We start from the raw sequence: 20,615 nt of genomic DNA, 5'->3' as shown, positions 1-20,615 counted from the left end.
AATAACTATTCTTTCTTCGTCCCAAGTTGAGATTGGTACAACAAAGCATAATAACCATTGAGAGCCAACAATTCCTGATGTGTCCCTTCTTCTACTATTTTACCTTTATCCATTACTAGAATTTTGTCCGCCTTCTCTATGGTAGAAAGCCTGTGAGCAATGATAATAGAAGTTCTATTTTTAGTAATTTTCTCCGTAGCTTTTTGAATCAATTTTTCACTTTCGTGGTCTATGGAAGAAGTGGCTTCATCAAGAATAAGAATTTTAGGATTAGAAAGATACGCCCTTAAAAAAGAAAGTAGTTGGCGTTGCCCCAAAGAAATAGACGCTCCTCGCTCATTTACCACATAATGATAGCCATTAGGCAAACTTTCTATAAAATCGTCCACCTCTATTTCTTTTGCTATGGTTTTAATCTGCTCCAGAGTAATGGTTTCGTCTCCGAAGGTTAAATTTTCGTAAATGCTTCCGTGAAACAAGAAAACATCTTGCAATACTACTCCTATATGTTGTCTTAAACTATACAAATCATAATCTCTAAGGTCTTTGCCATCTAGTAAAATTTGCCCAGAACTTACATCATAAAAACGAGTAATAAGATTGATGATAGTAGATTTCCCTGCCCCTGTAGCTCCTACAATCGCCACAGTTTCTCCTTGATTTACTTTAAAATCAATCCCTTTAAGCACTTCCTGTTTATCATCATAAGAGAAACGCACCGCCTTAAAATCTATCTCTCCTTTAATATCTGTAATGATTTCTTTCCCTTCATTAGGCATTGCTTCGTCTTGATCCATAATACCCAAAACCCTCTCTGCTCCTACCAACCCTCTTTGGATATTGTTAAAACGGTCGGCAATTTGGCGTAGCGGTCTTATCAGCATATTTACAAACTGTATAAACGCTATCACTTCCCCAGGCGTAGCATTTTGATTATACAAAGCATTATAACCCGCATAGAACAAAATAAGCCCAATGAACAATGAAGTAATAAGTTCTACCACAGGGAAGAACAAGGAAAAATAAAATACTGTCTTTAGTAATGCTTTTTTAAGACTTGCATTGATGGATTCAAACTTTTCAAACTCGGCATCTTGCCTATTAAATACTTGAATAATAGACATACCCGAAAGCCGTTCTTGTACGAATGAATTTTGCGTTGCCGTCCATTGTCTTTCATCACCAAACGATTGTTTGAGTTTCTTTTGAAAAAAGCGAGTGATGAGTACCATAATTGGCAATATCGCTAACGCCACAAAACTCAACTGAACATTCACATTAAACATCGCTACCAGCACCATCACTATTCTTAACACATCTCCAAAGACCATTAGAAAGCCATCTGTATAGACCGTTGCTATGGTTTCTACATCTCCCACTGCACGAGTAACTAATTGCCCAATAGCCGTTTTATCAAAAAATGAAGTCTTGAAATAAATCAGTTTATGGTAGAGTTTTTCTCTTATATCTCTCATCACATTTTGAGAAATATAATTGGATAAAAACACCAACAAAAAATTAAGAATAGTCTCCGCAATCACCAAACCAACTAACCAATAGATACTCTGCATCAAAAGCGTAGTGCTTTTCAGCTGCATAATATCGTGGTCAACAATGTTTTTGGTGAGAATAGGACGATAGGTAGAAACCACCGCCAAGATAATAGATACCAATAACGCCAACAGAAACCATCGCCTAAAATTCATTCCGATGAAAAATAAGCGTTTAATAAGCATTCCTGTAGTTTGTTTCTTCATACCGTTTTAATTTCTAAAAATCTACTCCCAATTATACCCTACATCTACCAAAAATAAACCTTGTGCAGGAGCCGAAGTCCCTGCAGCATTTCTCTCTTTGGCTTCTATTACCTTTCTTAAATCTTGTGGTGCTATTTTGCCACTCCCTATATCCACCATCGTCCCTACGATAGCCCTCACCATATTTCGCAAAAATCTATTGGCAGAAATGGTAAACTTAAGCTCCGTACCCTCTTGCACCCAAAAAGCCTTATAAATTTCGCAGAGGTTAGTTTTGGTATCGGTGTTTAGTTTAGAGAAACTTGTAAAATCGGTATATTCAAAAAGGATTTTGCAAGCCTCGTTCATCGCTTCTAAGTTTAGCGGACGCCTCCAATAGCCCCACGCCGAATTTTGCGTAAACGGATTTTTCTCTAACGAAATATAATATTCGTAAGTTCTGTAAGTAGCATCAAACCTTGCGTGAAAATCACTAGATACTCTAAACAATCGTTTCACCGAAATATCTGGCGGCAAAAAACTATTGAGCCTTTTAGGCAATAGCTCTTCTTCTAAAATTAAATCTGTATCAAAATGAGCAAACATTTTCTTTGCGTGTACGCCCGTATCGGTACGCCCTGCTCCTGTGGTTTTTATTTCCTCTCTTAAAATGGTAGAAAGTGCCTGCTCCAAGGTTTCTTGCACAGAAATCTGCTTAGGTTGTATCTGATAACCAAAATATTTTTCGCCGTTGTAAGAAAATTCTATGCAATATCTTGACACTTGTATCTTATTTTTAGACCACAAAAATCGGAAAATATATTGACTTATAATCCCTATAATTAAAAGAAATCTTATAAATTAGCCCCGTGAAACAGATATTACTTCTTTCGGATACACATTCTTACCTTGACCAGCGTATTTTAGACTATGCTAAAAATGCAGATGAAATTTGGCATTGTGGCGATTTTGGAAATATGGAAGTGGTGGAAACTCTAGAAAAAATAAAACCTCTAAAGGGCGTTTATGGCAACATAGATGGTACCGAAATAAGAAAGATTTTCCCTGAAGTATTAAGATTTAAATGTGAAGAAGTAGAAGTTCTGATGATTCACATTGGTGGTTACCCCAACAAATATAGCCCTCTAGCAAGAAAAGAAATTCTAGAAAAAACACCTCAACTGTTCATTAGTGGGCACTCACATATTCTAAAAGCAATGTACGACCAAAAGCATCAACTCCTACACCTCAACCCTGGAGCAACAGGTACTCAAGGGTGGCACCAAGTGCGAACTATGATGCGTTTTAAGATTGATGGAGCAGAAATCAAAGATTTGGAAGTGATAGAACTCGGTAAAAGATGAAAATAGGAGATAACGTTTCTGTAATTGATGATGACTTGTGGGGCATCGTTACTTCTATACACGGCAATGAAGTGGTTTTCCGAGACGAATACCATTTTACCCACCGCTATCCTAAGCATCTACTCACTTTAAGAGATGCTTCTCTATACGAACAAACACCCATTGTACGAAAACCAGAAGCCAATCAAACCTCTAGACCTCCTAGAAAGAAAAATCAGCACTTGATATTAGACCTTCATTTTGACCAGTTGGTAAATAACCCTGACCATTACGATAGTTTTGAACGGCTATTTATTCAAAAACAAAAACTGGAGGAAACACTTGATTTTTGTAAATTCAATAAAATAAAAAAGCTAGAAATAATCCACGGCATTGGAGATGGCGTTTTGCAAAAGTTGGTCTTTGATACCCTTAAAAGCAAAACTAATATTGAATTTGAAGAAAGCGATTTTTTCTATCATCAATCGGGGGCGGTTATGGTTAATTTCATTTAGAGTTTGTATTTTTACGCTTTAAATCAAAGTAAATGAAAACTATCAACCCAAAAGAACTTCCTCCATTTGAGGTTCAGATGCTACTGCAACACGCCATTGCTCCTAGACCTATTGCTTTAGCTTCTACCATAGACCAAGAAGGCAATATTAACCTCTCACCTTTCAGTTTCTTTAATCTTTTTAGCTGTAATCCGCCCATTGTGATTTTTTCTCCTTCTAGAAGGATGAGAGATAACAGCACTAAAGATACTTTGGAGAATGTGTTACAAGTTCCTGAAGTTAATATCGGTATCGTAAACTACCCCATCGTGCAACAAATGTCTCTTTCTTCTACGGAATACGATAAAAGCATCAATGAATTTGTGAAAGCGGGGTTTACAATGAAAGATGCCGACCTAATTGCCCCCAAACTCATAGAAGAATGCCCCGTAAACCTAGAATGTAAGGTCTTAGAAGTAAAACCTCTAGGCACAGAAGGTGGTGCGGGGAACTTAGTGATTTCGGAAGTAGTTAAAATACATATCCGAGAGGAATATCTGAACGAAAATGGCACACTAGACCAAGCCAAACTAGACCTTGTGGCAAGACTGGGGGGTAACTGGTATTCTAGAAACAATGCGGACAACCTGTTTGAAGTCCCAAAACCCCTAGTAACTAAAGGGATTGGCATAGACCAACTGCCTTGTGAAATAAAAAACAGTAAAGTATTTACAGGGAATGATTTGGGAATGCTCGCTAATGTGGAACGACTGCCCAAAGGCAGCTATACCGATGATGAAGCCACTCATCTAAAGGCTCAACGCCTACTTACCGAAGCAAAAATAGAAGAAGCGTGGCAGTGTTTAGTCTATTAAGGTAAAAAAGCTATAATACTTAATAAAATCATTGTATTTTGAGAAAATAAAAAGCCACTTATCTATTAAAGTGGCTTTTTAATACAATTAAACTGATTACTCAATCCTAATTGTTCTGTTTATTTTTTTAACTTCGTATTACAACATCAGCTAAAATAAGCCTTCAACAGACCAATAACGCTCTCCTGTATCATAATTAAAGGTTAATATTCTACTTTCTTTAGGAACTGACTTAAGTAGTTGTGCAACAGCTGCCAAAGACGCTCCTGTAGATATACCTCCTAATATTCCTTCTAATTTTGCTAACTGCTGGGCATAATGAAATGCTTCTTCTTTAGAAATTTTTAGAACTTCATCTACATATTGCCCTTGATAAGTATCTGGCACAAATCCAGCGCCAATGCCTTGTATAGGGTGCGGTCCTGGCTGCCCTCCACTAAGTACGGGAGATGCTTCGGGTTCTACAGCATATACTTTTAGGCTAGGGAAATGCTCTTTTAATACTTTTGACACACCTGATATATGCCCTCCAGTACCCACTCCCGTAACCAAGAAATCTAGTCCTTCTGGAAAAGATTTTAGTATCTCTTGAGCTGTTGTTTTGGTATGAACTAATGGATTTGCTGGGTTTTGGAATTGCTGTGGTATCCAATAATTGGGATTCTCGTCTGCCAATTCTTTCGCCTTTGCAATAGCTCCAGACATTCCTTTTTCTTTAGGGGTTAGCACTAGCTCTGCCCCGTATGCCGCCATTAGACGACGACGCTCAATACTCATAGATTCAGGCATTACTAATATCAGTTTATAGCCTTTTACTGCAGCTACCAACGCCAGCCCTACCCCTGTATTCCCAGAGGTTGGTTCTACGATAATGGTGTCTTTGGTAATGATACCTTTACTCTCTGCATCTTCAATCATCGCTAGAGCGATACGGTCTTTGATGCTTCCTCCAGGGTTATTTCGCTCCAGTTTGATGTAGACACTTGAGTGTTCCCCGAATAAACGGTTGATTTTGACTTCGGGTGTATTCCCAATCGTCTGAAGAATGTTTGTGTACGCCATAATTGTATTTATTTTAAGGTGATTTATTAGTATTTATATTACATAGTTAATGATAGGGGTTTCTACTACCTCAATGCCTTTTACGATAATTTGGCTTTTATGAAAGACTTTGGTGTAGGGTTCAATACTGTGGGTAAGCCATACGTTGCCTCCCACAATACTATGATGCCCCACAACAGTATCGCCACCGAGTATGGTAGCCCCCGAATAGATGACTACTTCATCTTCAATCGTGGGGTGCCTTTTGGTGTTCGCCTTATCAAGGGAAACGGAAAGCGCCCCCAATGTTACGCCTTGGTATATCTTAACCCTGTTCCCTATGATGGTGGTTTCTCCTATTACGATTCCTGTGCCGTGGTCAATCATAAAATTCTCTCCTATTTGGGCTCCAGGGTGAATGTCTATCCCCGTACGGCTGTGTGCATATTCGGTTAAGATACGAGGTAGTAACGGGACTCCTTGCAGCCACAGCTCACGAGCCAAACGGTATATTGCTATGGCAAAAAAACCAGGATAGGTAACCTGTACTTCTCTAACGGAAGTCGCTGCGGGGTCGTTAGAAGCAAAATAATGGGCATCTTTCATCAATTTTTGGTAAACCTCTGGTAATATTTCTTCAAAAAAATGTTCTACCTCTATATTCCTTTCTTTTTCTCCACAAAAGGCTGTAATAATGGCTTCAAATTCGTTTTTTAATTGCCCATAATGGGCTTCAAGGCTTAGCCTTGAGAAGCATATATCTTCTTCCGTAAGAAATAAAAAGCGAAATATACGCTCTGCAAAATCTTCGATACGTTGTTTGTTTACGTAATGTTTTATCTGCCTACTTTGTGAGTAGAGTATCTCTACCAACCGACTATTGCTAGTATCCATAATTTTTATTTTTCCATTAAAAAAAAAGCCACTACCTATTTTGGCAGTGACTTTCTAATAATTCTATGTTATATCTTACTCAACTATACAACGAAACGCACACACTGCCTATCTAAACTTGCAGTGTAGCACATACTTTTCGCTATTTGGTTTGTTAAAATCATACTTTCTCTAATGATGGGACAAATATAGAATTTTAATTTTGTAAAAAAAATTTTGGAGCGTATTTTTTTAATATTATAGTGAGAAAAAGCTAAAATTGATATAGAATCTTATGCTTTAAAACTTTTTTGGAACAACGATAGCCCTTTTTATTTTCTGTTTTTTCTACTTATACGAGTGGTTTTTATCTTCCTACAAATTATTTTTTTGAATTATTATCAATTTTATAGACAAAAACTGTTCATTCTTCTATTCCTCAAAGCCGTTTTTGTATTCCTACAAGCCATTTTTGTGTTCCTCACTGCCATTCTTCTATTCCTCACCGTCGTTTTTGTATCCCTACAAACCATTTTTGTGTTCCTCACTGCCATTCTTCTATTCCTCAAAGCCGTTTTTGTATTCCTACAGACCATTTTTGTGTTCCTACACGACTTTTTTTTATCCCTACCGATATTTTTTCTATCGCCTAAGGTACTTTTAGGTTAAAAATTGAAGCATTATTTTTTATTAACGCCCAAAGGTTGGCGTTTTGGGATTGAAAAAGGACACTTATAAGACTTTATTATGTTTTTTTAGAAGCGATTGAGGGATTTTCGGGATTTTTTTAATTATTGTAAATGGCTTACTCTCTCAAGACTTTTATTCTGTTGTCTTTCCATATTCTAATGACCGAAGACCCTGCCCATTGGGATACTTTATCCTTTTGTTCTTCTACTACAAAATCTACAGCGTCTATGAGTTTGGGACTAATATCCGAAAATTGCTTGGGACTTTTGTCGCCACTAAAGTTCGCCGATGTGGAAACCAGCGGAGCATTGAGCTTGCCAATAAGTTTTTGACAAAAAGCGTCTTTTACGAGCCTAATTCCTATGCTGCCGTCCTCTGCCAAGAGTTCTTTGGGTAAGCCTTTGGGAGCATCGTAGATTATCGTAACGGGTTTTTCGCTAAGGTCTATAATTTCCCACGCCATTTCTGGTACTTCTACTAAATCTTGCAGCCTTTTTTCGGTATCTACCAAAATAATTAGGGATTTATGTGGCTCTCTTTTTTTGATTTTGTAAATCTTTTGTATGGCTTCTGGGTTTGTGGCATCGCAACCTAGCCCCCAAATGGTATCCGTAGGGTAAAGCACTGTTCCCCCAGACTTTAAAACTTCTACTATCTCTTGCATTGGGTTAATTTTTTAAAACACTACATTTTAATGGCTGATTTTACCGCAAATTCTTCCGCCTTCTCTTCTAGCCATTGGGCAACATCGTCTTCCCCTGTAGCCCTTTGGTAAGTGTGCCCCAAAGAAACTAATATCTGGTGGAAAAAACGTTTCATATGGTCTACAGGCATATCTTTAGTCCAAAGGTCTATCCTAAGTGCTTCCATCGTTTTGTCGTCCCAAACAGAAATCATTGTGGCTTTGGTTTCTTGAGCTTCTATCCCGCCATCTTGAGCGTGCCAAGTCATTTTCTCTGGAATATGGTTCTCGTCTAGCTCTACATTTACTGTTATCTGTGTTTTTCTCATAATCTATCTTTAATTTTTTTTAATTGTATACTACTTACCTTGATATTTGGATTGGTTAAAAATCTCCTCGCCCTTCATACTCAAAAATTGAGGAAGTGGTGTTTCTGGCTTTTCTTTAAAGAACTTCCTGCCAATCTCCCACCCTGTATAAACGCCCACTCTAGGCGAAGACTCGTTATCTACTTCTGTATAAAACTTAGAGAATGGTGCGGGTGCTAAAAATCTCCCCGAAAGCTGCATATCATCACTAAACAATAAATCGTTTTCTACGAAAAAGTTCCAAATGTTACTTTTGTTTTGAGTCGCCCACTCGTATTGTTTAGGCGTGTAGCCTATCTTTAAATAATCGGCTGTGTTGGGTAACAGAGCGTCTTGTAAAAGCATTAGTTTTCCTTCGTACATCATTTTGTCTATGAATTTTTGTTCGCTCCTATCCATCGGCACGATATGTTCAGACAACGCCAAAGCGGCTTTAGGTAATAAGTTTTGAGGGTTCATAGAAACTTGCAAATACTGATTAACCCCTCTATAATAGTGGTTGCCCTCCCCCATAAAGGCGGCAATATCTATAAAGAGCCAATTTTTTTCGGCGTGATAAAAGACGGGAACTTCCACGTCTTGCACAGCAGAAGAATAAAGGTAAACTACAGGCGTTTTGAATTGAGGAAAATAGTACTGCACGCGTGCAAAGAGTTCGCTCAAACCTTTTTCTAACTCCGGCACATTCACTTTTTTTAGGGCTTCTTTGTAGATGTTTATTTCCAAGGTGTCTTTTCTTCTTAGCATAAAATCTTCATCAGAAACCGTCCCTTGAAACCATGGGTATTCCTTCTTAAAATCTTCCAAAGGGTAATTTTCATCGTAAAACTGATGAGAAATGTCTACGATTTTTACCTTAGGTAAAGGTGCTTTGAGGTCTATATTCCAGCCTTTGTCTTCCTTTTGGCAAGAAACTAACACTCCAAGTAATAGGATTAACCAGCTAATGTGCTTCATCATTGTTCTAAAGATTTTTCTAAGTCGCAAAAGTAATCATTTTTAAACGCTTATTTTAGTCCATAATCCAAAAACTTCTGTATTTTTACGCTTCTAATTTTAAATACCACAAAAAGCTATGCAAACAGATAAAGTAATTCAACACATTGTAAATTGGTTAAAAGATTATGCCCAAAAAGCTAATGTAAAAGGTTATGTAGTAGGAGTTTCTGGCGGTGTAGATTCTGGAGTAGTTTCTACACTATGTGCGATGACCGGACTGAAAACCTTACTACTAGAAATGCCCATTAGACAACAGCAAGACCAAGTGAGCCGTGCGTGGGAACATATGGAAGACCTCAAAAAACGCTTTCCTGATAATGTGGAAGCAATGAGTGTAAACCTCACACCTGCCTTTGAAGAGCTTTATAAGACCTTTAATGTCCAAGATGACCTCTACCCTAACGAAAAATTAGCGTTTGCTAACACCAGAAGTAGATTAAGAATGCTTACGCTCTACTATTACGGACAAATTAACGGACTCCTCGTATGTGGCACAGGCAACAAGGTGGAGGATTTTGGGATTGGTTTCTACACCAAATATGGCGATGGCGGCGTAGATGTTTCTCCAATCGCTGACCTTTACAAAACGGAGGTTTACCACCTTTCTAAAGCCTTGAATCTAGTAAAAAGTATCCAAGAGGCAATTCCTACCGATGGGCTTTGGGATACAGACAGAACCGATGAACAACAAATAGGAGCTACCTACCCAGAACTTGAAAAAATACAGAAAGAATATCCTACCAAAACTCTAGAAGATTATACAGGAAGAGACCGTGAAGTCTATACCATCTTTGACCGAATGCACAAAGCAGCTCAACACAAAATGAGCCCAATCCCTATATGTGATATTCCTGAAGAATGGAGATAATATTGTAAAAGTAAAAACACAAAAGGATACTATATTTTCATAAAATGCTTACAATTCATCGATTAAATTTTACGAAGGATAAACTAATCTTTCCATACAGTCCTAGGAAACTGAATTTGCTTATTGCCATTCTGTTTTCTGTATTCTGTTTTGCACAAAATGATAGTTTAAAAATCGTACAGCCTCACAGAAAAAATACCGAATGGGCAATGAAACAGCCTTATGTTATTTTGATTTCTGCCGATGGGTTTCGCCACGACTACCCCGAAAAATATAATGCCGAAAACATCATCACCCTTGGTAAAAGTGGCGTTCGTGCCAAAGCTATGATACCCTCTTATCCTTCTATTACAGGTCCCAACCACTATACTTTAGTTACGGGATTGTATCCTTCGCACCACGGTATGGTGGATAATCATTTCTATGATGAAAAAAGAAAAAAGGCTTTCTATTTCGGAAATCCCAAAAACATTCGTGATGGCTCTTGGTTAGGAGGTTATCCTATTTGGGGCGTAGCGGAACGAAGCGGTATGCTTTCTGCCACAATGATGTGGGTTGCAAGTGATGGCGATGCTGGTGGTGTAAGATCTACCTATGCTTACAAATATAGCGGAAAAGTAACACCCAAAGAAAAAGTAAATCAAATTATAGATTGGCTAAAACTACCTGAAGAAATTCGTCCGCATTTTATCACACTATACTATCCCGAAGTTGACCACGCAGGGCACATCTACGGAACAGAAACTCCTGAAACACGAGATGCCGTACAACTAGTAGATAAAAGCATTGGCGAACTGGTACAACGCGTAAAAGAACTAAATCTACCAAATGTGAATTTCGTGTTTGTGTCGGACCACGGAATGACGAATGTAGATATTAAAAACCCTTTAGAAATACCCTCTTTTTTGAAGGATAAAAATCAATACCGATATGTTAATTCTCAAACATTAGTCAGAATTTCTGTTTTAGACAAACATAATATTAACGCAACTTATAAGAAACTAAAACAAGAGGCTACTCCAGAGTACAAGGTGGTTTTAGCCAAACGACTACCCCAAAAATTGCATTATGCTACTCGTGATGACCGTTTTAACAGAATGGGAGATATTTACCTTCTGCCCAAAGCTCCAAAAATATTTTTAGAACAAGGTCAAAAAACCACTTTAGGAAAACACGGCTACAACCCTTATTGGGTAAAGGATATGAATGCGATGTTCATTGCTAATGGAGTTCAGTTTCAATCAAACAAAGAGATTTCGGAATTTAGAAATGTAGATGTTTACCCTTTTATTTTAGAAATTTTGGGCTTAAAACCTTTAGAGCAAATTGATGGTAAAAAAACTTTGATTAGAAAAGTGCTGAAGTAATTGAGAGCGTGAAGATTGTTATTTTTTAGAAATCTATATACAATTTGATACTAAATTATATTATAAATAAACTCAGATTTTATACTTCTACACTTTTCAACTCACACAGTTAGTTAAATGTTACCCAATACCTTTCTCAAAAATCTATTTTAAATCAGCTTTTTCAATACTAATCTTTTATTTTCATAACTTCAGAACCTGTAATTTTTAACATTATTTCTGCATATTCTTTTTCGGCTTTTTCAAACTTTGGTAATTCAAATAAAGAGTCGTCTATTTTAACTTCCTCTATAGCTAGTAGAGTCATTCTTATTGAAATAAAGTCACTTACTTTTTTTACTATTTCTAATGGATAAGACTTTGAAATATCAACAATTGCATTAAAATATTCGTAGTTATGATTTTTGAAATTTCCCGAATCTAACTTTGCAATCTCTGAATTATAAAAGTAATACTCTTCACCAAGTTTGCCCCAAGTTAACTTAATTAAGTTACAATTATTACCATTGATAACTTTTAAAGAATCAATTTTCTCAATTTTAGGTTCTTTCAAGTTTAGATTCATCCCATGATAATTTTTAGCATCTGTTATGACAACATGATCAAAATCTTTTTGAAAAGTATATATTTTATTTAAATCGGCTTTGTAAACAATTCTTTTTCTATTATTTGAATTATCCTCTTTTATATAGTTTCCATTTTTTATAGTTACTGTAAATAAATCAAAGTAATCATCATCTTTTTTCATTTTTTCAATTACTTGTTCCTTTTTAATTTCAATATTTCCAAATTTTTCCGTTTGAATATCAAATTCAACTTTGTATACTAATCTTCCCTCAAATGATTGTGCAAATGACATTAAACAGATTAGAATCATGCAAATTCCCAATAATATTTTTTTCATTATTAACTAATTTTTATGTTATTTTTATTCTCCAACAATTGAATATTACTAATTTTTCTATCACTTCCTAAAATCCGCCTTTTACAAATAGTATGTTGGTCTTTTTTATTTTCTGAAGATTCTTTTTAGCAAATTAAATTTTGGCTTTTCAATTTCAATATAAGGATCAAATTCTAATTTCTCAATATCTATAGAAATATCTAAAGGTTTTTTATATTGATTTTCAGCAGAGTCAACTTTACCTATTATTTTACCTCTTTTTTGATATTCTAGATAAATTCCGTCCACCATTATATCAGGTTCAATTTCCTTAATTAATCCATTTTTATCTAAAATATAAACACTATAAAAACTCCCAAAGAAATAGTATTCTGATGTTTGTACCAAACTTTGTACAATTGGATATTCATCCGTTTCAAACATTAAGTTTTTATTTTCAAAGTTTAGTAGATAACATTTTCCTCCAGCAATTACACAACAAGTCTTATTATTATCATTGTATAAAACTTTATCTAATCCATTTTCATATTCCCTTGAAAAGCAACCTACCCAATGGTTTTCTCTAGAAATATTAAAATCAACCCATAAAGAATAATTAAAGTTTTCACCAAAATGAACCTCTTCAAATTGACCAGAAGTTGGTATTATCGTAAGGATTTCAATATTCATATTTTGAAGAAATATTTGAAGTATTTGCAAAGCCGTTGAGCCAATATAGCGAAACGGATTTCGCTACTTCCCACAAATATACACAAACTCTAGCAAATCTTAAAGACCAAATCTTATGATTTTTAGAGCTTTACTGCGTGAGGGCGGAGGGCATTGTTGGAGCTCCTTTTTTTTCGGAGGTGGAGAAAAGCTGGGCTTAGCTACTGGAGAGCTTCGGCTAAAAAAGAGCGACTGCCCGAAGACCGACCCATCAGCTTAGGGAATAGCCTCGGCTTGGGGCACGCCCAAATATTTACTTATACGCCTAATGTTATAATAGTTCTTCGTCTAAGGTTTCTAGTATAATTTGACACCCTTTCTGTATTTCCTCTTTTGTTAGCGTAAGCGGTGGCGAAATTCTCAGATATTCGTTTCGGTACAGCTGCCAAAATACAATAAGCCCTTTATCCATACATTTTTTAGCCACTCTGAGGGTATATTCTGGTGAACCTAGATTAACGGCTAACATTAGCCCTTTACCATTGATATTTTTGATTTTTGGGTGTACTAATAGTTGCCTAAAAAGAGCTTCTTTTTCTTCTACTTCTTCCATTAGCTCACTTTCTAGGACTTCTTTTAAAGTTGCATAACTAGCCGCAGCTATCAGAGGGTTACCTCCAAAAGTGGTGATATGCCCCAATTTAGGCGAATGAGAAAGGCTTTGCATAATTTCCCTAGAACTCATAAATGCTCCTACTGGAACGCCTCCGCCCATACCTTTGCCCATCACTAGAATGTCTGGCACGATGCCAAAATGTTCAAATGCGAACAGTTTGCCTGTTCGTCCAAAACCTGGCTGTATTTCGTCTAGTATAAGTAAAGCTCCTACCTCTTCGCATCTTTTTTTCAGTTGGATAAGATAATTAGGACTAGGCACTAGAAAACCTGCCGCTCCTTGTATGGTTTCTACAATAACGCCTGCGGTTTTTTCTGTGATTTGGTCTAAATCTGTCTCATTATTAAACTCTATGAACGAAACCATAGGCAACAATGGACGAAATTCTCTTTTATGCACCTCATTACCAGAAACACTCAATGCTCCATGGGTATTACCGTGATAAGAATTTTTGAAAGCTACGATTTCCTCTCTCCCTGTGTATCTTTTAGCGAGTTTCAATGCTCCGTCTATGGCTTCGGCTCCGCTATTAACCAAATAGGTTACCTCCAATGGTGCAGGAGTAGCCTCTGCTAGTAGTTTACATAATGCCACAGGTTTCTCTTGTGCATACTCTCCATAGACCATTATATGAAGGTATTTATCTGCCTGTTCCTTAATTGCATTGATGATTTTTGGGTGCGAATGTCCCAAAGTATTGGCAGATACTCCTGCTACAAAGTCTAGATAGGCTTTGCCATCTTTTCCGTAAATATAGTTTCCTTCTGCTCTTTCGGCTTCAAAACCTGAGGCAAAAGGTGTGGTTTGAGCTTGATACTTAAAGAAATCTTGTTGCATGATCTAATGAGAGGTTAAAAAGTGAATATTAGTTTCGTTTTTTTCTTTTGGGTTCGTTTTTCCTTTTTGCTTCTTCTTGCTTTTGTTTCAGCTCTTGAGCTTTTTGGTAAAGGCTGTCATCAGAAATATACTCTGTTTCAGGATAGTCAGGCGTGTCTAGGAAAATGTCTTTCCAATGTTTCAGTCGGTCTTTGGTATTCCAATTGAAATCTGGGAAAAATCGTTTTTCTTTGTTTACCATACTCATCGGATACACATCGGTATTCGCACCAATATTACACGAGATGATTTGCACCTTTTTTTCTTCAAACAAAGCTTCTATCGCTCCACAAGTAGAAAACGAGATGCCAATACGGTCAACTTGTTTTGTTTTTTCGTCTTGAGAATCAGCATAGGTAATGGCTTGTGCATTGCCCACCACTTTGGTAAGTTTAAGTTCTCCATCTACAAAAAACGCCGTCATAAAATTACCCTTCACTTGGTTGAACTCATCTTTGTTATTGAGCGAATCGGCTTTGCTAATTGCAAAAGCATTTCCTATTACTTTGATGGAATCTAATTCTTCCTTTTGGGTATTCATATACACCTCTATTTTATCTCCTGAGATTTGTTTTTGTCCTGTCCAAAATATCGGTTTTCCCATGAGGTGTAAAATACCATCAGTTTCATTGAAACTTAGAGAATCGGCTCTACCTTGGAAATTAGATTTAAAAATTCTAGCTTTATGAAAGGCTCTAAGGTAACTCTTTTTTACTCCTGTGCTATCTGGTTTTTGGAAGGCTAATATTTTTTCTGCTCCAAAGTAGATAGAGTCTTCTTTCATTATCTTTACAGCATAAGGTTTTTCTGTTACCATAGCTGAATCTTTGAACTCATAGATTTCGCCATAACCTCCTTTGATAAATCGGTTCTCTTTTGGGTCATCTAAATAGACATTTCCCTTAGCTGTACCGTAGCCTGTATTTTGGTTATAATACATGGTTTCTCCCGTGAGGACTTTCCCATTGTAATGTATTCTAGAGTTTTTATTGAGATACACCTCTTTGGAAGTCATAAGGTAACGCCCCTTTTCTGTATAAACATAATTTCTAGGATTTTGTTTATTGATAACTTTTGTTGCTCCTAAAAATTCTGCTATATTAGTTTTTTGATTTTGAATGATTTTAGAACCTTCTACACGATATTTATCGTTGTCAATACTTACATTACCCGAAACATCTATCGTCTGTGTGTTGATGTTATAGGTGCCCACTTGCGTCCAAATAGTATTTTTACCATTATAAATGGTTCCACCCGAATTAAAATAAGCTGTATTGGGTAAACGGTCGTAATAAAGTGTTTCTGTTTTTATGGTTTGCTGAGGGTCTGTAAGCACCACATTTTTTCTTGCGATACCTCTTTGAGTTTTACTATCGTATTCCATTTCTTGGGAAGTAATGCGGTTGCCTTCGGCAGTGGTAAGCACTACATTACCTATTGCTTTTACAAAGTTGTCATTCTGGTAAAATACAACCTTATCTGCCTTTAAAACTGAGCCTTGATGTTGAAACTCTACATTACCAATAAATACAGGATTACCTTCATATAAATCAGGACGTCTAACCAAAGAGTCTGAGTGAATATGCTTTAACTTTTCTTCATTTCCTGCAACAGTACCTTTGGTATTAGGGTTTGGTTTAAAATACGCATCTTTTACCAATGGTGTTGTAGAGGCTTTCTCTTTCTGCTGAGCCAATGCAGAAAACCCTAAGCACATTAGTACGAGTATAATTAGCCTCATTATGCTTTTTTATGACCGTAGAAATAAAGCGAATGATTTTCTATTTTCACGCCAAATATTTCTTCTATAGAATCTTTAATTCCTTGGATACGAGGGTCGCAAAATTCTATGATTTCTGCAATTTCTTTGCTACCTTCCTTTTTATAGATTACCAAATGGTCGTGCTGTTTATCGAAGAAAGATTTCTCATAAGAAGCTGAAGTCATAGATTTTTCGCCAAACTGGTGCTTACGAATAAGCCCTGCATCTAGAAAAATTTCTATACTATTGTAGATGGTGGCTTTACTCACATGATACTTTTTATTGAGCATAATGAGGTAGAGGTCATCTACATTAAAATGTTCATCAAGTTTATAAATTTCCTCTAATATAGTATAGCGTTCAGGCGTGTTTCTAAATCCGTTTTCTTGTAAATACTGCTTTAGAGCGTCTTTTATTATTTCTATATCTTTCTCTTGATGTTCCATTAGGTACTATTATTTTCTAGATTTATTTAGTTACTTGTTTTAAAATTTTCCATTTGTATACGCTTGTCTCCAGCTGCTGAATACAAAAGTGGAGCAGATTCTACCACCACATTATGAGTGGCAAGCCCAAAGGCTTTAAAATCATTGCTACCTAATTTTTTTACAAAGTTATAAATATTCATCGTAATTTTTTCCTTTATGGTGAAAAGATTGTCATTTATATAGACATTATCTATAATCACATACTTCATATCTGGAGGAATATTATGACTCCTAAGCGATGGATAATTACTCTTATCAGAGATAATTCCAGAGTTCATCATATCTTCCAGCACATCTTGGAAATAATCGTTAATTCTTCTATCTATTTTAAACCCTAATAAGAAATTGATTTTATAAATCGTTCCAGGTAATACTTCATCTATTTCATATTTGAAAGTATAAGGGTTTTCTTGATTGATGATGTTCAGTATAAAATAATGATCAGCTCTCTTAGGTTGAGCCCTAATTATAGAATAAATAATTTTAGACTCTATTTCATCTTCCCTTTTAGCACGGCTAAAGAAGGCTAGGTTAGTAGCATATTTAGGCACACTATCATCTAGTTTTAAATCTCTAATCGTAGAAATATAATTCTCTAGTTTTACAAATTTTATAAATCTGTTTTTTATCATTCTACCATTATACCAAGCATACATACAAATACCTATAAAACCAGCAAGAACTACCGTAATCCAACCGCCCTCGTGAAATTTTATCACATTAGCACTGAAAAAGCCTAGTTCTATTGTACCATAAATGCCTAAAAATAGAAAAATCAATAACTTATTAACTCGTTTTTTGATAAGGAAGAAAGATAGTAGCAAGGTAGTAGTAAGCATAGTTACTGTGATAGAAAGTCCGTAAGCGGCTTCCATTTTTTCGGATTCTTTGAAGTAAAGTACCACTACTATACACATAAGGAGAAGTCCCCAATTAATTTTAGGAATATACATTTGTCCTTTAACACCAGAAGGGTAATCTATTTTATGGATAGGCCAAAAGTTAAGCGACATTGCTTCTGAAAATATCGTAAAAGAACCTGTAATAAGGGCTTGACTAGCAATAATAGCTGCTAAAGTAGCCAGTATTACTGAAGGTAAAACAAACCAATCAGGCATTATTCCAAAGAAAGGGTTAAGACTGCCAAGAGTTTCATGATTATATTTTAATATCCATGCTCCCTGACCTAAATAGTTGAGAATAAGCATTATTTTAACAAATACCCAGCTCACTCTAATATTTTTAGCACCACAATGCCCCAAATCAGAGTAAAGAGCTTCTGCTCCTGTAGTACAAAGGAATACCGCTCCCATGATAATAATGGCACTAGGCGAATGTGCTATAAGTTTATAAGCATAGTAAGGATTAAAGGCTTTTAAAACTTCTAAGTCTTCTGCTAAACGAAAGAAACCAAAACCTCCCAAAGCTAAAAACCAAAGTACCATTACAGGTCCAAAAAATTTACCTATAAACGAAGTTCCAAATTGTTGCACAAAGAAGATTGCTACTAATATCCCTAATGTAATGGGAACTACTGGAGTCTCGGGATTGTAGATTTTCAACCCCTCAATAGCAGACATTACTGTAAGCGATGGTGTTATTACTCCGTCTGCAATCAGTGCAGAAGCACCCAGTATTGCAATTAGGTATAGCCAACTTTTTTTTAGATTTTTGACTAATGAAAATAACGCTAAAATACCACCTTCTCCTTTATTATCCGCTCTTAAAGAAACGAGTACATATTTTATAGTAGTTTGAATAGTAAGCGTCCAAATGATACAAGAAAGAGCTCCTTCTATATATTCATCAAAAGGAATAGAAGCATCTTTTCTAGCATTAACAATGGCTTTCATTACATAGAGAGGAGAAGTACCTATGTCTCCGAAAACAATACCTAAAGAGACTAATACTCCAATGATTGAGAGCTTTTTTGTATCAAAATGAGAATGCTCTCCGTTAAGTGTAGACATTATAATTTTTGAATTAAAAATAAGGGCAAAATTAAGCCAAATTTCAATATGGCTAAAGAAAATTTAAACTTTCTTTATAGTAAACAGAGAAAGGAAGTAGTTTACAAAGTGCAACAAAAATACCCCATATTTTTTCAATACAGGGTTTATTTATATCGTTATAATGAAATACTAACCTTCCTTTTTATAAATATTAGTGTCGTAGTAAGGGAACTTACCTTCCGTAGGAGAATGGTATTCCTTATCCTTGTCTCCTCCTAGAGTAACTACTAATGTATAGCACCAGTAGATGAAGAACCCACAACCTAGTAAGAATAAAACCCAGTTTAAAACATTACCAGCAGCATCATAGAATCCAAAAGACCATTTAAATAAATCGCTTAAAAATAACCAGAAAGAAGTCATTGTTTTTCTTTTTTAAATTAACTTTGCACAAAATTATAAAAAAATGTTCAGATTACTCTCAAATGAAATTAAAATTTTTTCCATTCCTATCTACATAGGTGTTTTGTTTCTTATGGTAATCGGCTTTAACGATTTAAATTTCAATACGGTAGAGGCTTTTTCTGGTTTGTTTAGCTTCACGGGTATTGCTTTAGGGTATTTTTTATTTAATAAGATAGGACTGAACTATAATAGACACGTACCGTTTTTTATTTATACTTTCGTTGTATTTGCTTTTTATGAAGGGAATTTAGATATTGGGATAGCCTTTAATCTTTTCACTAATGCATTTGTATTACTTATTTTAACCACTGGGGAGGAAGTTTTTAAGAAAAATTACTATCTGATTGTGGGAGCATTACTGGCTTTAGGATATTTATTTTTACCTACGGTGTGGGCATTTACCATTTTTGTAATTATCCATCTAATAGCAACTTCAGATAAAATAGGGCTCAATATATTTAGGCTAGTTTTTGGTTTTATGCTAGTATTATTGTCTTACTTTGGAGTAATGTATCTCCTTGGGAACAATTCATTTAATCCAGCTTATCTACCTTTAATTACGCCTCGACTTCAAGAGAATTACTATCCGTTGTATTTTCTGTTACCTGTTCTACTGATGGTGTTTTATGCTGTTGCCAACCATTTTATTCATTTTAATAAGAAAAGCCCTATTAGTAGGTTTAAATACACCTTTATATTGCTATACACACTTACTCAATCTATAACAATATTTTTATATATGGGTACAGTGTATGAGTATCTGCTATTCATTGCCTTACCAGTAAGTATCATCGTGAGTAGAGCACTAAGATTTATGCCTAAATATTGGAAGCAAGAGCTAGGGCTTTGGGTGGTAGTTTTGAGTTTAGTGTTGTTTAAAATAGGAACTTTTTTAGATATTAAAGAAATAATAAACTTATGATTCAGATAGAAGATAAACTAATTTCGGAGGATTTGTTCTCGGAGGAATTTGTATGCAACCTTAGCAAATGTAAAGGTGCTTGTTGTATAGAGGGCGATGCTGGGGCTCCACTAGAACAGTCGGAAATTAAAATATTGGAAGATATTTATCCTAAAATTAAAAGCTACCTTCGCCCAGAAGGAATTAAAGCCATAGAAGAGCAAGGAACTTCTGTAGAAGATTTTGAGGGTGATTTAGTAACACCATTGATTGATAATAGAGATTGTGCTTATGTTATTTTTGATGAAAATGGTATCACCAAATGTGGTATAGAGAAGGCTTATGAAGAAGGAGCTATCGATTGGCCAAAACCAATCTCCTGCCATTTGTACCCTATTAGAATTACAGAATATTCTACTTTTACGGCGTTCAACTATCATGAGTGGAAGATATGCAGTGATGCCTGTGCTTTAGGAAAAGAACTTAAAGTACCTGTATATAAGTTTCTAAAAACGCCTTTAATCAGAAAGTATGGGGAAGGTTTTTACCAAACATTAACGGAAGCTGCGGAAGAATACGAACGTGCTTTTGGTAATCGTGAGTAGTA

General features: G+C 35.7%; 22 protein-coding genes. 8 read left to right on the top strand and 14 right to left on the bottom strand.

Annotated features, from left to right (window positions below; all coding sequences use genetic code 11):
• Positions 1-5: 5 nt before the first annotated feature.
• Both RA0C_RS09265 and truA read right to left on the bottom strand, forming a co-directional pair.
• Positions 6-1,757, bottom strand: a complete 1,752-nt coding sequence (locus RA0C_RS09265; RefSeq protein ID WP_004919590.1) for an ABC transporter ATP-binding protein — start codon at positions 1,755-1,757, stop codon at positions 6-8.
• Positions 1,758-1,778: 21 nt separating this feature from the next.
• Complete coding sequence (gene truA / locus RA0C_RS09260) at positions 1,779-2,519, bottom strand: tRNA pseudouridine(38-40) synthase TruA (RefSeq protein WP_013447148.1); 741 nt, start codon at positions 2,517-2,519, stop codon at positions 1,779-1,781.
• An 86-nt stretch (positions 2,520-2,605) separates the two neighbouring features.
• On the opposite strand from truA, the gene RA0C_RS09255 reads away from it, so the two are divergent.
• From RA0C_RS09255 to RA0C_RS09245, 3 genes are read left to right on the top strand one after another with little or no spacing between them, the layout of a single operon-like run.
• Positions 2,606-3,100: a metallophosphoesterase family protein gene (locus tag RA0C_RS09255; RefSeq protein WP_013447147.1), complete on the top strand. Its 495-nt coding sequence runs from the start codon at positions 2,606-2,608 to the stop codon at positions 3,098-3,100.
• A complete protein-coding gene (locus RA0C_RS09250) occupies positions 3,097-3,594 on the top strand; it encodes a Smr/MutS family protein (protein WP_004919596.1) in 498 nt (165 codons plus the stop codon). Before RA0C_RS09255 ends, RA0C_RS09250 begins: the two co-directional genes overlap by 4 nt.
• A 32-nt stretch (positions 3,595-3,626) precedes the next feature.
• On the top strand, positions 3,627-4,448 hold the full coding sequence (locus RA0C_RS09245; RefSeq protein ID WP_004919598.1) for a flavin reductase family protein: 822 nt from the start codon (positions 3,627-3,629) through the stop codon (positions 4,446-4,448).
• Between the two features lie 150 nt (positions 4,449-4,598).
• On the opposite strand, the gene cysK is transcribed toward RA0C_RS09245, so the two are convergent.
• The 5 genes from cysK to gldB all read right to left on the bottom strand — a co-directional run bounded on the left by cysK (position 4,599) and on the right by gldB (position 9,059).
• Positions 4,599-5,510, bottom strand: coding sequence for a cysteine synthase A (gene cysK, locus RA0C_RS09240; RefSeq protein WP_004919600.1), 912 nt, complete (start codon positions 5,508-5,510; stop codon positions 4,599-4,601).
• A 33-nt stretch (positions 5,511-5,543) separates the two neighbouring features.
• Positions 5,544-6,383, bottom strand: a complete 840-nt coding sequence (locus tag RA0C_RS09235; protein ID WP_004919602.1) for a serine O-acetyltransferase — start codon at positions 6,381-6,383, stop codon at positions 5,544-5,546.
• 784 nt (positions 6,384-7,167) lie between these two features.
• A complete protein-coding gene (locus tag RA0C_RS09230) occupies positions 7,168-7,716 on the bottom strand; it encodes an L-threonylcarbamoyladenylate synthase (RefSeq protein WP_004919604.1) in 549 nt (182 codons plus the stop codon).
• Between the two features lie 20 nt (positions 7,717-7,736).
• Positions 7,737-8,063 (bottom strand): gliding motility protein GldC, encoded by a 327-nt coding sequence (gene gldC / locus RA0C_RS09225; protein ID WP_004919606.1) that lies wholly within the window; start codon positions 8,061-8,063, stop codon positions 7,737-7,739.
• Between the two features lie 30 nt (positions 8,064-8,093).
• Positions 8,094-9,059: a gliding motility lipoprotein GldB gene (gldB, locus tag RA0C_RS09220; protein WP_014411363.1), complete on the bottom strand. Its 966-nt coding sequence runs from the start codon at positions 9,057-9,059 to the stop codon at positions 8,094-8,096.
• 118 nt (positions 9,060-9,177) lie between these two features.
• Between gldB and nadE the strand changes: the two genes are divergently transcribed.
• Both nadE and RA0C_RS09210 read left to right on the top strand, forming a co-directional pair.
• The gene (gene nadE / locus RA0C_RS09215; protein WP_004919608.1) at positions 9,178-9,969 is read left to right on the top strand and encodes an NAD(+) synthase; all 792 of its coding nucleotides are present in this window, start codon (positions 9,178-9,180) and stop codon (positions 9,967-9,969) included.
• 116 nt (positions 9,970-10,085) lie between these two features.
• Complete coding sequence (locus RA0C_RS09210; RefSeq protein WP_014411362.1) at positions 10,086-11,336, top strand: alkaline phosphatase family protein; 1,251 nt, start codon at positions 10,086-10,088, stop codon at positions 11,334-11,336.
• Positions 11,337-11,505: 169 nt separating this feature from the next.
• Here RA0C_RS09210 and RA0C_RS09205 read toward each other — a convergent pair whose 3' ends face one another.
• On the bottom strand, positions 11,506-12,240 hold the full coding sequence (locus RA0C_RS09205; RefSeq protein WP_004919612.1) for a hypothetical protein: 735 nt from the start codon (positions 12,238-12,240) through the stop codon (positions 11,506-11,508).
• Between the two features lie 105 nt (positions 12,241-12,345).
• Positions 12,346-12,909 (bottom strand): hypothetical protein, encoded by a 564-nt coding sequence (locus RA0C_RS09200; RefSeq protein ID WP_004919614.1) that lies wholly within the window; start codon positions 12,907-12,909, stop codon positions 12,346-12,348.
• A gap of 115 nt (positions 12,910-13,024) precedes the next feature.
• Between RA0C_RS09200 and RA0C_RS10475 the strand changes: the two genes are divergently transcribed.
• Positions 13,025-13,168 carry a hypothetical protein gene (locus tag RA0C_RS10475; RefSeq protein WP_004919616.1) on the top strand — a complete coding sequence of 48 codons (144 nt, stop codon included), beginning with the start codon at positions 13,025-13,027 and terminating at the stop codon, positions 13,166-13,168.
• Between the two features lie 51 nt (positions 13,169-13,219).
• Here RA0C_RS10475 and RA0C_RS09195 read toward each other — a convergent pair whose 3' ends face one another.
• From RA0C_RS09195 to RA0C_RS09175, 5 genes are all read right to left on the bottom strand, one after another.
• Positions 13,220-14,401: an aspartate aminotransferase family protein gene (locus RA0C_RS09195; protein WP_004919618.1), complete on the bottom strand. Its 1,182-nt coding sequence runs from the start codon at positions 14,399-14,401 to the stop codon at positions 13,220-13,222.
• A 28-nt stretch (positions 14,402-14,429) separates the two neighbouring features.
• Positions 14,430-16,181, bottom strand: coding sequence for an OstA-like protein (locus RA0C_RS09190; protein WP_004919620.1), 1,752 nt, complete (start codon positions 16,179-16,181; stop codon positions 14,430-14,432).
• On the bottom strand, positions 16,181-16,648 hold the full coding sequence (locus RA0C_RS09185; protein WP_004919622.1) for a Fur family transcriptional regulator: 468 nt from the start codon (positions 16,646-16,648) through the stop codon (positions 16,181-16,183). Before RA0C_RS09185 ends, RA0C_RS09190 begins: the two co-directional genes overlap by 1 nt.
• A gap of 26 nt (positions 16,649-16,674) precedes the next feature.
• The gene (locus RA0C_RS09180) at positions 16,675-18,660 is read right to left on the bottom strand and encodes a KUP/HAK/KT family potassium transporter (RefSeq protein WP_004919624.1); all 1,986 of its coding nucleotides are present in this window, start codon (positions 18,658-18,660) and stop codon (positions 16,675-16,677) included.
• Positions 18,661-18,831: 171 nt separating this feature from the next.
• Positions 18,832-19,065, bottom strand: a complete 234-nt coding sequence (locus RA0C_RS09175; protein WP_004919626.1) for a hypothetical protein — start codon at positions 19,063-19,065, stop codon at positions 18,832-18,834.
• A gap of 43 nt (positions 19,066-19,108) precedes the next feature.
• On the opposite strand from RA0C_RS09175, the gene RA0C_RS09170 reads away from it, so the two are divergent.
• Positions 19,109-20,029 carry a DUF6427 family protein gene (locus tag RA0C_RS09170; protein ID WP_004919628.1) on the top strand — a complete coding sequence of 307 codons (921 nt, stop codon included), beginning with the start codon at positions 19,109-19,111 and terminating at the stop codon, positions 20,027-20,029.
• Positions 20,026-20,613: a DUF3109 family protein gene (locus RA0C_RS09165; RefSeq protein WP_004919630.1), complete on the top strand. Its 588-nt coding sequence runs from the start codon at positions 20,026-20,028 to the stop codon at positions 20,611-20,613. Before RA0C_RS09170 ends, RA0C_RS09165 begins: the two co-directional genes overlap by 4 nt.
• Positions 20,614-20,615: the final 2 nt, after the last annotated feature.

The sequence above is a fragment of the Riemerella anatipestifer ATCC 11845 = DSM 15868 genome, from assembly GCF_000252855.1.
Taxonomy (GTDB): Bacteria; Bacteroidota; Bacteroidia; order Flavobacteriales; family Weeksellaceae; genus Riemerella; species Riemerella anatipestifera.
This window is presented reverse-complemented; position numbering and strand designations above follow the sequence as displayed.

What these genes read in the sequence shown, in the direction of transcription:
- gldB (WP_014411363.1), bottom strand. Translation starts at nt 9,059, where the DNA reads ATGAAGCACATTAGCTGGTTAATCCTATTACTTGGAGTGTTAGTTTCT.
- RA0C_RS09200 (WP_004919614.1), bottom strand. Translation starts at nt 12,909, where the DNA reads ATGAATATTGAAATCCTTACGATAATACCAACTTCTGGTCAATTTGAA.
- RA0C_RS10475 (WP_004919616.1), top strand. Translation starts at nt 13,025, where the DNA reads ATGATTTTTAGAGCTTTACTGCGTGAGGGCGGAGGGCATTGTTGGAGC.
- nadE (WP_004919608.1), top strand. Translation starts at nt 9,178, where the DNA reads ATGCAAACAGATAAAGTAATTCAACACATTGTAAATTGGTTAAAAGAT.
- RA0C_RS09165 (WP_004919630.1), top strand. Translation starts at nt 20,026, where the DNA reads ATGATTCAGATAGAAGATAAACTAATTTCGGAGGATTTGTTCTCGGAG.
- RA0C_RS09265 (WP_004919590.1), bottom strand. Translation starts at nt 1,757, where the DNA reads ATGAAGAAACAAACTACAGGAATGCTTATTAAACGCTTATTTTTCATC.
- cysK (WP_004919600.1), bottom strand. Translation starts at nt 5,510, where the DNA reads ATGGCGTACACAAACATTCTTCAGACGATTGGGAATACACCCGAAGTC.
- gldC (WP_004919606.1), bottom strand. Translation starts at nt 8,063, where the DNA reads ATGAGAAAAACACAGATAACAGTAAATGTAGAGCTAGACGAGAACCAT.
- RA0C_RS09170 (WP_004919628.1), top strand. Translation starts at nt 19,109, where the DNA reads ATGTTCAGATTACTCTCAAATGAAATTAAAATTTTTTCCATTCCTATC.
- RA0C_RS09245 (WP_004919598.1), top strand. Translation starts at nt 3,627, where the DNA reads ATGAAAACTATCAACCCAAAAGAACTTCCTCCATTTGAGGTTCAGATG.
- RA0C_RS09205 (WP_004919612.1), bottom strand. Translation starts at nt 12,240, where the DNA reads ATGAAAAAAATATTATTGGGAATTTGCATGATTCTAATCTGTTTAATG.
- RA0C_RS09230 (WP_004919604.1), bottom strand. Translation starts at nt 7,716, where the DNA reads ATGCAAGAGATAGTAGAAGTTTTAAAGTCTGGGGGAACAGTGCTTTAC.
- RA0C_RS09180 (WP_004919624.1), bottom strand. Translation starts at nt 18,660, where the DNA reads ATGTCTACACTTAACGGAGAGCATTCTCATTTTGATACAAAAAAGCTC.
- RA0C_RS09195 (WP_004919618.1), bottom strand. Translation starts at nt 14,401, where the DNA reads ATGCAACAAGATTTCTTTAAGTATCAAGCTCAAACCACACCTTTTGCC.
- RA0C_RS09185 (WP_004919622.1), bottom strand. Translation starts at nt 16,648, where the DNA reads ATGGAACATCAAGAGAAAGATATAGAAATAATAAAAGACGCTCTAAAG.
- RA0C_RS09250 (WP_004919596.1), top strand. Translation starts at nt 3,097, where the DNA reads ATGAAAATAGGAGATAACGTTTCTGTAATTGATGATGACTTGTGGGGC.
- RA0C_RS09235 (WP_004919602.1), bottom strand. Translation starts at nt 6,383, where the DNA reads ATGGATACTAGCAATAGTCGGTTGGTAGAGATACTCTACTCACAAAGT.
- RA0C_RS09190 (WP_004919620.1), bottom strand. Translation starts at nt 16,181, where the DNA reads ATGAGGCTAATTATACTCGTACTAATGTGCTTAGGGTTTTCTGCATTG.
- RA0C_RS09175 (WP_004919626.1), bottom strand. Translation starts at nt 19,065, where the DNA reads ATGACTTCTTTCTGGTTATTTTTAAGCGATTTATTTAAATGGTCTTTT.